General features: G+C 42.7%; 10 protein-coding genes. All 10 read left to right on the top strand.

All coding sequences use genetic code 11. The features are described 5' to 3' along the window. Positions 1–508, top strand: a 508-nt coding sequence (locus RYL27_RS08325; protein WP_314966503.1) for a helix-hairpin-helix domain-containing protein, incomplete at its 5' end; no start/stop codon positions are given. 234 nt (positions 509–742) lie between these two features. Further along, entirely contained in the window at positions 743–2,215 is a 1,473-nt protein-coding gene (gene prdC / locus RYL27_RS08320; RefSeq protein WP_314966505.1) for a proline reductase-associated electron transfer protein PrdC, read from the top strand. Positions 2,216–2,230: 15 nt separating this feature from the next. After that, positions 2,231–4,096 carry a D-proline reductase (dithiol) proprotein PrdA gene (prdA, locus tag RYL27_RS08315; RefSeq protein WP_007156067.1) on the top strand — a complete coding sequence of 622 codons (1,866 nt, stop codon included), beginning with the start codon at positions 2,231–2,233 and terminating at the stop codon, positions 4,094–4,096. Between the two features lie 2 nt (positions 4,097–4,098). After that, a complete protein-coding gene (locus RYL27_RS08310) occupies positions 4,099–4,344 on the top strand; it encodes a CBO2463/CBO2479 domain-containing protein (protein WP_007156068.1) in 246 nt (81 codons plus the stop codon). Positions 4,345–4,380: 36 nt separating this feature from the next. Beyond that, entirely contained in the window at positions 4,381–5,106 is a 726-nt protein-coding gene (gene prdB, locus RYL27_RS08305; protein ID WP_083793702.1) for a D-proline reductase (dithiol) protein PrdB, read from the top strand. 65 nt (positions 5,107–5,171) lie between these two features. Further along, on the top strand, positions 5,172–5,948 hold the full coding sequence (gene prdD / locus RYL27_RS08300; RefSeq protein WP_040648506.1) for a proline reductase cluster protein PrdD: 777 nt from the start codon (positions 5,172–5,174) through the stop codon (positions 5,946–5,948). 12 nt (positions 5,949–5,960) lie between these two features. Then, positions 5,961–6,431: a glycine/sarcosine/betaine reductase component B subunit gene (locus tag RYL27_RS08295; RefSeq protein ID WP_314966499.1), complete on the top strand. Its 471-nt coding sequence runs from the start codon at positions 5,961–5,963 to the stop codon at positions 6,429–6,431. Positions 6,432–6,672: 241 nt separating this feature from the next. Further along, entirely contained in the window at positions 6,673–8,670 is a 1,998-nt protein-coding gene (gene selB / locus RYL27_RS08290) for a selenocysteine-specific translation elongation factor (RefSeq protein ID WP_314966498.1), read from the top strand. Positions 8,671–8,717: 47 nt separating this feature from the next. Then, a complete protein-coding gene (gene leuS, locus RYL27_RS08285; protein ID WP_314966496.1) occupies positions 8,718–11,132 on the top strand; it encodes a leucine--tRNA ligase in 2,415 nt (804 codons plus the stop codon). 229 nt (positions 11,133–11,361) lie between these two features. Continuing rightward, positions 11,362–12,519 carry a peptidoglycan binding domain-containing protein gene (locus tag RYL27_RS08280; protein ID WP_314966494.1) on the top strand — a complete coding sequence of 386 codons (1,158 nt, stop codon included), beginning with the start codon at positions 11,362–11,364 and terminating at the stop codon, positions 12,517–12,519. The last annotated feature ends 54 nt before the right edge of the window (positions 12,520–12,573 follow it).

Here is a 12,573-nt window from a genome sequence, read left to right as displayed (position 1 = left end):
GGCAAATAAGGCCGGAGGAAAAGAAAATCATCTGGGGCGTTTTTCGCAATTTCCCGATTTGATTTTAATGGATGGAGGCAAGGGACAGGTCGGTATTTGTGAATCAGTACTGGATGGTCTGGGGATTTCCATTCCTGTTTGCGGAATGATTAAGGATGAGCATCATCGTACCAGAGCATTGTTGGTTGGAAATCAAGAATACCCCTTATCGGAAAGAAGTGAATGCTTTAAACTTCTTACCAGAATTCAGGATGAAGTACATCGCTTTGCCATTAGCTATCATCGCTCTTTACGAGGAAAAGAGCAGATCCATTCTCTTCTGGAGGATATTCCGGGAATCGGTCCGGTGAGAAGAAAAGCATTGATGAGAAAATTTAGAGACTTGGAAGGCGTGGCTAAAGCCGATTTCGAAGAGCTACTTTCCTGTCCGGGAATGGATGAAAAAAGCGCCCAATCGGTATTGCATTTTTTTAAGAACAGAAATAGAATGGACGATGAAATGGTCTAAATTAATTCTTACGAAATTGCCAGATATTCCCAGTGTTTTAGCGCTTTTTCTTGCTTTTTAGCCAAGCTAAAGAAATAGCAAGGATTTATATCGTATGATAATAAATACTTGTAAAAACCGAATTTTCGCCGTAATATTACTAAAGAATTAACAATCTTTTGTAGAGGAAGGATGAGTAACACTTTATCGTGTCAGGCGATAATAATCCATAATATCAGTAAGTTGAAGAAGGAGATGGGAAAAGTGGTTAAAACAATTTTACTCAGACAGCACATCGGTGCACCTGCTACACCGGTCGTAAAAGTAGGGGATTCCGTTAAAAGAGGAAGCTTGCTTGCTGCACCGGAGAAACTTGGCGCCAATGTGCATTCCAGTGTGGATGGTGTGGTAAAAGAAATTACCGAGGAGGCGGTCATCGTCGAGGCTTCCGAGAAGCAGAGCGATGATTACGTAAAGATTGAGGGCGAGAATACTCTTGATTTGATTAAAGCCGCAGGAATCGTGGGAATGGGCGGTGCAGGATTCCCTACTGCAGTGAAATTAAACATCGACTTGAAGGGCGGATATATTCTGGTGAATGCAGCGGAGTGTGAACCTTTGCTGGAGCATAACATGAAGCAGATTATGGAACAGCCCGAGAAGACTTTGCGGGGTATTGATTACTGTATGAAGGTAACCAATGCAGCTAAGGGCGTGATTGCCATTAAGAAAAAGCATGAAGAAGAGATTAAAGTTCTTCTTTCTTTACAGGACAAGTTCCCCAATATCTCTATCCATTTACTGCCGGATATTTATCCGATGGGAGAAGAAAGAGCTGTTGTTCGTGAGGTTCTTGGTAAATTACTTCCTCCCACTTCCCTTCCTTCAGAAGCTGACTCCGTTGTTATTAACGTAGAGACCTGTCTTCGCATAGCAGAGGCAATTGAGGATAAGAAGCCTTGCTTCTTAAAGAATATTTCCGTTGGCGGAAAGCTAAAGAAGGGAACTAAGACTCAGGTCTTTATGGATGTTCCTGTAGGCACTACCGTAGGTGAGCTTATCGAGATGGCCGGCGGTATTGACGGGGAATACGGAGAAATCGTTTTAGGAGGTCCTTTCACCGGACATGCTGTAGAGCTTTCTACACCGATTACCAAAACCAGCGGCGGAATTCTGGTTACAGAACCCTTTAAGGATTTAAAGGGAGCAAAGATGGGTATTCTTCTTTGTGCTTGTGGCGGAAATCTGGAGAGAATGGAAGATTTGTGCAAGAAGTACAATGCGGTAGTTACGGATGTACAGGCTTGTAAGCAGGCTGAAGATGTTCGAGGAACACTGAAGTGCCAGAACCCCGGAAACTGCCCCGGACAGGCACAGAAGATTTTACACTTCAAGAATGCAGGATGTACCGATGTCATTATCGGAAACTGTAGTGACTGTACCAACACGGTTATGGGATCTGCACCGAAGATGAATCTGAATGTTCATCATCAGACTGATCATATCTTTGAAACCGTGGGTATGGAGCCTATGCGTTACTTAACCAAGTCCAAGGTTGTAGAGCAGCTACCGGTAGATGACAAGGGTCGCCAGCTTCCTTTCCCCAAGGAAGAGGAAAAGACAGAGCAGGCAGTGGAGCAGGAATTCAGCTTTTCTACCATGCTGGATGATGGATTATTCCATATCCATGTGGAGGAAGGCCAAGATATTCATATAGAATTTTCATAAGAAAGGAAGCAAAATATGTCTATTTCAGCAGAGTATGCAGAAGAGCACAAGAGCAGTCCGGCGGTGTTATGCTGTAGGGCTGAGGAGGGAGTAGTTCTCTCCAGCCACAACTTGGAGGATCCTGAAATCTTTGATGATTTGGTAGATCAGGGATTGTTGAAGTTGGATGGTTGTTTAACCATTGGCGATGTTTTAGGGGCTAAGCTTTTAAAGACCTGTGATTCTCTCACACCTCTTACAAAAGATTTAGTAGCGCTTGCCGATAAGCCTGCAGAGGCAGCTAAAGAAGAGGCTCCGGCAGTAGTAGCCCCGGCAGCTTCAGTAGGAGCAGTAGCAGCACCTGCCTTAGGAGGAAGCTTGAAGATTCACATTGGTGAAGGTAAGGGAATCGACATTCAGATTCCTGTAGGTGCTTTAGGCGGCGCATCCGGCGTTCCTGTAGTATCTAATGCAGCACAGGCTGTAGCAGGTAATGCAGGTGTTGCAGCTCCCGGAGCGGTTGCTACAGATGAGGAAGTGGTAGTTCGCAGTCTTACCAGAAAGCACTTCAAGATTACTGAAGTTAAGAGAGGTCCTGAAACCAAGTTAGAGGGTACCGTTCTTACCATTCGCGAAGGCATTGAAAAGGAATGTGTTGATTCTCAGAAGCTTGTAGTGGATCTGAAGATTGATATCATTACTCCGGATCAATATCATACCTACTCCAACACCATCATGGATGTTCAGCCTATCGCAACCAAAGAGGGGGATGATGAAGTTGGAACCGGAACAACCCGTGTATTAGACGGCGTTGTTATGGTGGTTTCCGGAACTGATGAGAATGGTGTTCAGATTGGTGAGTTCGGATCCTCCGAAGGATACCTTGATGAGAATATTATGTGGGGACGTCCCGGTTGTCCTGACAAGGGAGATATCTTCATTAAGACCAATGTAACCATCAAAGAGAAGACTAACATGGAGCGTCCGGGACCATTGGCTGCTCACACAGCAACTGACTTAATCACCGATGAAATTCGTAAGGTATTAAAGAAGGCTGATGAGAGCTTGGTTGTTGATACTGAGACCTTTAACCAGGTAAGAAGACCGGGTAAGAAGAAGGTTGTTATCGTTAAGGAAATCATGGGACAGGGAGCAATGCATGATAACTTACTCCTTCCTGTTGAGCCTGTTGGTGTACTTGGTGCTAAGCCTAACGTTGATATTGGAAACGTTCCGGTAGTAGTTTCTCCATTAGAGATTCTTGATGGATGTATCCATGCATTAACCTGTATTGGACCTGCATCTAAGGAGATGTCTCGTCACTACTGGAGAGAGCCGTTGGTATTAGAGGTTCTTCATGATCATGAAGTGGATTTAACCGGTGTTGTATTGGTTGGATCTCCACAGATTAACGCTGAGAAGTTCTATGTTTCTCGTCGTGTAGGTATGACCTTAGAGGCTATCGGACCGGATGGTGCATTTGTAACCACTGAGGGATTCGGAAACAACCACATTGACTTTGCTTCTCACATCGAGCAGATCGGTAAGAGAGGAATCAAGGTTGTAGGTATGTCCTTCTGTGCTAACCAGGGTGCTCTGGTTGTAGGTAACAAGTACATGACCAGCATGGTAGATAACAACAAATCTGAAGGCGGAATTGAGAACGAGATTCTTGCTAACAACACCCTTTGTACTGAGGACGCTATCCGTGCATTAAGCATGTTGAAGGCTGAGATGGCAGGCGAAGAGGTGAAGAAGGCTGAACGTAAGTGGAATCCAAACGTAAAGACCCAGAACATTGAGTTGGTTTCCAATGTTACCGGAAAGCCCATTGAGCTTGTTGAGAATGAAACTTCTCTTCCAATGAGTGATAAGTTCAAAGAGAAGTACATGAACGCATAATTATGGCTAAATACACAGATAAGATTATTTACATGGAAGGCATTATCGTGGAGGTTCATGATGGTGCCGTGGGGATTGACTTAAAAGGTCGTTTGGGCTTTTTAAAAATTCCCATGCGGATGCTCATTTCCGATTATGAAATTAAAGTCGGTCAGGAGGTTGGTTTCAATATGAGTTTTATTGAGCAATTAAGTCCGGATGTAAATGAAAAATACATTAGTAATATTCAAAAGCGCCAAGAGCCGTAGAATAATTACATAAAAAATTTATGAAAGGAGAAAGACATGGGTAATACTGTAGTAAAAGGGATGCAGTCTGAAATCTTCGTACCTGTTACTCCTCCACCTGTATGGGCTCCTGTCACAAAGCCGTTAAAGGATATGGTTATTGCCATTGCAACGGCCGCAGGTGTGCACCATAAAGATGACAAGCGTTTTAACCTGGCTGGTGATTTTACCTTTAGAGTTATCAAGGATACAATGCCTTCTAGCGAACTAATGGTATCACATGGTGGTTACGATAACGGTGACGTTAACAAAGATATCAACTGTATGTTCCCAATTGATCGTCTTCATGAGTTGGCTAAAGATGGTGTAATTAAGGGGGTAGCTCCTGTACACTTCGGATTCATGGGCGGTGGTGGAAACCAGGAAAAGTTCAAAAACGAGACAGGTCCTGAAATTGCCAGACAGCTGAAAGAGGAGGGCGTAGACGCCGTAATCCTCACCGCTGGCTGAGGAACTTGCCATCGTTCTGCCGTGCTTGTGCAGAGAGCTATTGAGGCCGCAGGAATTCCTACAATTATCATTGCTGCGTTACCTCCTGTCGTAAGACAGACCGGTTCCCCCAGAGCAGTTGCTCCTCTCGTTCCGATGGGTGCAAATGCCGGAGAGCCAAACAACAGAGAAATGCAATACAATATCGTAAAGGATACCTTAGAGCAGCTTGAGGAAATCGAGTCTGCAGGTAAGATTGTTCCTTTGCCATATGAATACGTTGCGAAGGTATAATGCCAAGAAATGGAAGCATGATCTTCATGCTTCCATTTTTTTCTAAAATTTCCTTGGAGGATAGAATGAGTGAAGAAAGAGTATTGAGACAGTTAGCGATTAAAGCTTTTCATGTTCGTGCTGTTTCAGAGGGAGAGAAAGTCTCCTTGAAAAAAGAGGAAAATAAAGAATATAGCTTGGTGATCAATCCCAATCGTTTAAAGGACTTCGCTAAGCAGGAAGAGCTGATTGAAGATTGCAGTCTAAAAATCATTCATAAAAATGAAAGACACATTCCCATTAATTCTATTATGGATATAATGCCTATTTCTACCAAAGTATTAGGAAAAATAGGAGAGGGAATTAGCCATACTTTAACCGGAGTGTATGTAATCCTTACTGCTACGGATACGGAAGGCAATTATGTCTCCGCTTTTGGTAATTCCGACGGATTTTTAGATGAGCAGGTGGTTTTTGGCCGTGTTGGGACTCCGGGCCCTGAGGATATCATCATTCTAATTGATGTGGTATTACAGGCGAAGGCCGGATATTCCAGACCGGGGCCTGATGCCTGCCATAGACTATGTGATCATTTCTGTCAGGAAATTCGCGAAGTATTGAAGAAAACCAATGGTTCCTTCTGTACGGAGCGTCATGATTTTAAGGATGTAGAACGTCCGGGTAAGGATAAAGTGGTTTTGGTGAAGATGGTTTCCGGTCAGGGAGCTATGTATGATACCAGATTTCTTCCGGATGAACCTTCCGGATTTATAGGATCTCATTCAATTATTGATATTACCGGAGCGCCGATGATTATTTCTCCCAATGAGTATCGTGATGGCGCTATTCGAGCATTATATTAAGAGGAGGAGCTTATGGGAATTGGACCATCAACCAAAGAAACCACCTTGCATCATTTTCGTGACCCTCTGGTAGAAGAGCTTTGCGATGATACTGACTTGGATTTTGTAGGTATTATACTTGCCGGAATTCCACAGGATAACGTTAATAAACTTTTTACCGGTAGTCGTGTAGGTGCTTGGGCTGAAGCCCTTCGTGTAAAAGGGGCAATTGTCAGTGAGGACAGCTGGGGAAACAGCAACGTGGATTTTGCTCAAGCCATTGAAGAAATCGGTAAAAGAGATATTGCGGTTGTAGGAGTTTCCTTTGTGGGAACCCAGGGTGCCTTTGTGGTTACGAATCAATATATGAACACTATTGTGGACTTTAACAAGAGTGAAGAAGGCATTGAAACCAACGTTGTCGGGGAAAATAATATTGTTGCCCAGGATGCAAAGAAGGCAAAGGCACTTCTGAAGCTGAAAATGAGAGCAGTTAAAAGATAAGCACCTTAGAAAGAATTCCTAAATGGAACATGGGGATTCTTTCTTTTTTTGGCCTTTTTAAGGCAATCCCTCGATTTTCCTAAGATTATCTTGTATGATAAAAAAGCTATGTAAAAATAAGCGAAAAATTTACTTTGAAGATAATGTGCGTAGTATGAGAGTAAATTTGAAATAGAATATATACTGATTGACTTAAATCCGGAACAAATCTTTTGGAAATACTATGGAGTAAATAAAACTTATGGAAAATACGCAGAATCTTGATGTTCAACAATTATCCAATGTAGAAAAGCCTGAGGGAAAAAAAGAATCAAAGCATCTGATTATTGGAACTGCAGGGCATATTGATCATGGAAAAACCGCCTTAATTAAGGCATTAACCGGATATGATGCGGATCGACTAGAAGAAGAAAAAAAGAGAGGTATGACCATTGAGCTGGGCTTTACCTCATTATCTCTTCCGGACGGTCAGAAAATTGGAATCGTTGATACTCCCGGACATGAAAAATTTGTAAAAACCATGGTAGCCGGAGCTGTGGGAATGGATTTGGTTATGGTGGTTATCTCCGCCAAGGAAGGTATTATGCCCCAAACCAGAGAGCATCTCAGTATTCTGTCTCTTCTTGGAATCAAGAATTTTATTATCTGTCTAACGATGATTGATCTTGTTTCTCCGGAAGAAGTGGAACAAAGAAAAGTGGAAATTACCGAGTATCTGGAGAAGCAATTTTCTTTTACCGTACCGATCTTTCCCCTTTCTTCTTTTAGCAAAGAAGGGATTCCGGATTTAATAAAATATCTGTCTACTTTGCATGAATTTATTCAAGGGAAGCCGGAACAAGGAATTTTCAGAATGTTTGTAGACCGGGCTTTCTCTATTGCAGGAGCAGGAACCGTTCTTACCGGAACGGCAATGTCCGGAAGAATAGAGTTAAAAAAAGAGTATGCCCTCTATCCGAAGAATTTACCGGTAAAAGTCAGAAATCTTCAGGTTCATGGCAAAGACAGTGACTTTGCGGTTGGCGGAGAGAGAGTTGCCGTGAATTTATCCTCAATAGATAAGTCTCTTTGTCAAAAAGGAGATGTGCTGGCGGAGAAGGACTTACTTTATCCCAGTTCTTTATTGGATTGCAGAGTTCAAGTAGACAATGCCTTAGAACAATCCATAAAAAACAACAGAAAGCTGGAACTTCTTTTAGGGACAAGACATGTGCTCTGCAAGCTTGTCTGCTTGGAGGGGGGGGAAATCCCCAATAAGAGCTCAGCCTTGGTTCAGTTGCAGTGTGAAGAGCCTGTTGTAGCCTTAAGCGGAGACCGATTTATTCTAAGAGACGAATCCCAAAAGCTAAGCATTGGCGGGGGAAAGGTGATAGATCCTTTACCAAGGGGGAGGCATAGAAGAGGGCGTTTTCAAACGGAAAGACTGAGAAGCCTGGAAGATGCGGATGAAGGAAGTTTGCTTCAGAATTTCTTTCACAAGAAAAAAGGCATTTTTTTGGCTCTCTCCGCTATTCGAAAAGCTTTTCCCGGATATGGCAATATCGAAAATGCCTTAAGAGAGAAGGAAGAAAAGGGAGAACTTATCAGCATCCTTTTGCAAGGAGAAAAGTATCTGATTCCCGGGGAAGATTTGGAAGAGAAGGAAAAGCAAATTCAGTACTATATGAAGGATTTTTATCAAAGAAATCCTTATAAAATTGGAGAAAAAACATCGGTATTGTACAGTCGTTTTTTTAGCTCTTACAACAGAAACATTTATAAAGCACTTCTGGAATATTGGCGTGAAAAGGAAATTTTCAGAATATCTCATGATATTCTAGCCATAAAAGATTATAAGATGAAAAAGGATGAAAAATACACCAATATTGCCAATACCTTGATTACTCTAATGCAAAAGGCTAAATTTTCTTTCCCGAAAATTACGGAGCCCTTATGGAGCAAGGAGGAAGAAAAAATCCTGTTGGATATCGTTGCTTGTTTGGAAGAGAAGGGAACCCTGGTGCAACTGGAAGGGGAATATTATACTTTGGGTAATTTATTTTCCAAGTTAAAAGAATTTACTTTGGAAAAATTACAGAGCAAGGGAGAAATCACTGTAGAGGACTTGAGAGAAGAATTTTCCTTATCCAGAAAAAACACTAAACTATTTTTTAAAGCTTGTGATCGATTGCATATTACCAAGGACAACGGCTTTGAAAGTGCAAGGAAGCCCTATCCTAAGCTTGACGAGACAGAGTAGGGGTTATAAAATGGCATTCGTTATCATAGAAAGTTCGAGGTGAAAAAATGGCTAGATATAATCATGCTGCCGTAGAGAAGAAGTGGCAGGAATTTTGGGAGAAAAATCCCATTAACCCAAAGGACGAGAAGAAAGAAAAATACTATTGCTTAGATATGTTCCCTTATCCCTCCGGTTCCGGATTGCATGTAGGACACTGGAGAGGCTACGTGATTTCCGATGCTTGGTCACGTTATCAGGTCATTAAGGGAAAGTATGTGATTCATCCCATGGGCTGGGATGCCTTCGGCTTGCCTGCTGAAAACTATGCCATTAAGATGGGAATTCATCCTTCTATCACCACAAAGAAAAATGTGGAGAACATTAAGCGACAGTTACAGCAGATTAATGCCATTTACGATTGGGACATGGAAGTGAATACTACTGATCCCAAGTTCTATAAGTGGACCCAGTGGATTTTTGTGAAAATGTTTGAGAAGGGATTGGCTTATGAAAAGGAGTTCCCTATTAACTGGTGTCCAAGCTGTAAAACAGGACTTGCCAATGAGGAAGTAGTGGATGGTAAGTGTGAACGTTGCGGTACGGCAGTTACCAAGAAGAATTTAAGACAGTGGATGTTGAAGATTACCGAATATGCAGATCGCTTATTGGATGATTTGCAGGAATTGGATTGGCCGGAAAAGGTTAAGAAGATGCAGGCAGAGTGGATTGGTCGTTCCTACGGAGCGGAGGTGGACTTTGCCTTAGAGGGAAGAGAAGATAAGATTACTGTTTTCACCACAAGACCTGACACGCTTTACGGAGCCACCTTCCTTGTTCTTGCCCCGGAGCATCCTATGGTTCAGAAGATTTGTACGGATGCCCAAAGAGAAAAGGTAGAAGCTTATATTTCTATGGCAGCCAATAAGTCCAACGTGGAAAGAATGGCGGTGAATGACAAGGATAAAACCGGTGAATTTACGGGAGCCTATGCCATTAATCCTTTAAACGGGGAGAAGTGTGCTATTTGGATTTCCGACTATGTATTGGCAGATCACGGAACCGGAGCCATTATGTGTGTACCTGCTCATGATGCCAGAGACTTTGCTTTTGCCAAGAAGTTTGACCTTCCCATTGTTCAGGTTATTTCCAAGGACGGGAAGGAAGAGGTATTGGAAGAGGCATATACAGAAGCCTCCGGTATTATGATTAACTCCGGAGAATGGAATGGAAGAGAGTCCTCCGAATTAAAGGTGGAAGCGGCTAATGAAGTGGAGAAAAGAGGCTTCGGCCGGAAGACCGTAAGCTTTAAGCTCAGAGACTGGGTTTTCTCCAGACAAAGATACTGGGGAGAGCCGATTCCTATCGTACATTGTGAGAAATGCGGAAATGTAGCAGTACCGGTGGAAGAGCTTCCTTTAAAGCTGCCTGAGGTAGAAAACTATGAGCCTACCGGAACGGGAGAATCTCCCTTGGCCGGCATTACTGACTGGGTAAACTGCACTTGTCCAAAGTGTGGAGGTCCGGCAAAGCGGGAGACCAATACAATGCCTCAGTGGGCAGGATCTTCCTGGTATTTCCTGCGTTATGTTGATAATCATGATGACAAGGCTTTGGTCAGCAGAGAGAAGGCTGATAAATATTTGCCGGTGGATATGTATATCGGAGGCGTGGAGCATGCAGTATTACACCTTCTGTATTCCCGTTTCTGGACCAAATTTCTCTATGATATCGGTGTGGTAGGATTTAAGGAGCCCTTTGTAAAGCTCTTTAATCAGGGAATGATTTTAGGGCAAAACGGTATTAAGATGTCCAAGTCCATGGGAAATGTAGTTTCTCCCGATGATCTGGTTAGGGATTACGGTTGTGATGCTCTTAGACTTTATGAGCTTTTTGTAGGTCCTCCCGAATTGGATGCGGAATGGGATGACAGAGGAATTGATGGAGTTTATCGTTTCCTGAATCGTTTCTATAATCTTGTGGAAGAATCCAAGGATAAGAACATCAGTCCTACAAAAGAGATGATTCGTGTACGGCATAACTTAATTCATGATATTCAGCTTCGTTTTGACAGCTTCAACTTAAATACTGTTGTTTCCGGCTTTATGGAGTACAATAACAGCCTCTTGGATCTGGCAAAGAAAGAAGGGGGCGTAGATTTGGAAACCCTTCGCACATTCTCCGTGCTTTTGGCTCCATTTGCTCCCCATATTGCAGAGGAGTGTTATCATTTGGCAAAGGGAGAAGGCAGTGTATTTGCCGCCGGCTGGCCTGAGTACGATAATAAAGCCATGGAGGCGGATGAAATTAAGCTTCCTTTACAGGTAAACGGAAAAGTAAAGGCGGTACTGGAGGTTCCCAAGGATTTAAGCAAAGAAGAAATTCTTGCTAAGGCTAAGGAATGTTTAGGGGATAAGTTGGACGGCACTCTCGTAAAGGAAGTGTATATTCCCGGAAAAATCGTGAACTTTGTTGTCAAATAACAGAAGATTTTTTCTTACATTTTTGTAAAGCCCTATAGATTTTTTTTAGGATTCTTTTCTATACAAATGAAAAGATTATGGTATGATAAAAAGGTGCTGTGTTTCAGCACCTTTTATTCTTGAAGAATATCGCCTGCAAAATGAGCGGTATCTTCTTATGAGCCGATGGTATAGGCAAAGCCTGTCCTATTCGGATTATCAATTAATAGACATATACAAAGGATGGAATATGATAGCCAGCGAAAGAAGATTATCTCAAGGAATCAGTAGAGCAAAGGGCGGTTCAAGAAGCAGAAGTGCCCAGTACAGCTATGGCGATAAAGGGGCACGTAGTGGACGAAGTAATGGTAGAAGCGGTGGACGACGCCCCAAGAACAATGGCCATCTTCCTATCATTATAGCCGCAGTAGCCCTATTCGGAAGTGCAGCTGCAGTCTTTGCTTTAAGCCGGAACGCCGGCTTTTTTCATGAAGCGGAGACCACTGCTACGGAAACGGAGTACATAGATCCCAATGCAATTCATGAGGATTTGTATTTGGATTATTCCGCCTTTAAACCGGGAGCGGAGCTTTTAAATCTAAAGGGAATGACCAAGGAGCAGGTAATTGATTTCTTGAAGAAATCTTACACTTGGCATCTTGTGGTAAAAAACGCCAATCCTAATATTGATTATTTTTCCATGCCGGAATTTCCAAAGGCGGAAGACAATAAAAGCGAAGACGGTATTGATGATCAAGGAACGGAGGAAGTGGTAAAGGTTAAGAATACCCTTTCCGATGTAACCATTCGTCCCAATAAGAGTGACTATGAAATTCCGGATATCTTATCCGACAGCATTACAGATTTTGTAGACCAGATTTATACCAAATATCAGGAAGAGAAGGCTTCGGAAAGCAGTACGGAGGAGAGTTCCACAGAGAAGAAAAAGAAGAAGAAAAAGGCGGAAGAAACCACTGCGGAAAGTTCAACTGCCATTCAGGCGGATTATATTCTGCAGCTTCCCGATTTTAGCGATAAAATTAAAGACTATGTGAATCAGCTTGCGATTGTTTGGAAGATGGCTCCGAAAAATGGAGACATTACCAAGTACAATAAATCTACCGGAGAATTTGAATTTGGCGGCAGCAAGGACGGTTATGCCATTAATGTGGATGCTACCGCGCAGGATATTCTGAACGCCCTGAACAATAAAGAATTTTCCTCCGAGATTAGTACTGAGGGAGAGAAGGTTCCCGCATCCACCGCATCCATTAAGGATCAGTATAAGATTATTGCCAGCTTTACCACCAAAACTACTTCCAATGAACTGAGAAATACCAATGTTCGTCTTGCGGCAGAGGCGGTAAACGGTACTGTTCTTCAGCCAGGATATGAGTTTTCCTTTTAATGTGTAGGAGGTCAGATAACTGCAGAAAAGGTCTATAAGGCGGCTGCGGCGTAT

The organism is Oribacterium sinus, from assembly GCF_963537195.1.
Lineage (GTDB): Bacteria > Bacillota > Clostridia > Lachnospirales > Lachnospiraceae > Oribacterium > Oribacterium sinus_A.
Note: the sequence above shows the minus strand (reverse complement) of the source record. Positions and strands in the feature narration are given on the sequence as shown.

Coding starts and splice junctions, on each gene's coding strand:
- selB (WP_314966498.1), top strand. CDS start 6,673: ATGGAAAATACGCAGAATCTTGATGTTCAACAATTATCCAATGTAGAA.
- RYL27_RS08295 (WP_314966499.1), top strand. CDS start 5,961: ATGGGAATTGGACCATCAACCAAAGAAACCACCTTGCATCATTTTCGT.
- RYL27_RS08280 (WP_314966494.1), top strand. CDS start 11,362: ATGATAGCCAGCGAAAGAAGATTATCTCAAGGAATCAGTAGAGCAAAG.
- prdA (WP_007156067.1), top strand. CDS start 2,231: ATGTCTATTTCAGCAGAGTATGCAGAAGAGCACAAGAGCAGTCCGGCG.
- prdD (WP_040648506.1), top strand. CDS start 5,172: ATGAGTGAAGAAAGAGTATTGAGACAGTTAGCGATTAAAGCTTTTCAT.
- prdC (WP_314966505.1), top strand. CDS start 743: ATGGGAAAAGTGGTTAAAACAATTTTACTCAGACAGCACATCGGTGCA.
- RYL27_RS08310 (WP_007156068.1), top strand. CDS start 4,099: ATGGCTAAATACACAGATAAGATTATTTACATGGAAGGCATTATCGTG.
- leuS (WP_314966496.1), top strand. CDS start 8,718: ATGGCTAGATATAATCATGCTGCCGTAGAGAAGAAGTGGCAGGAATTT.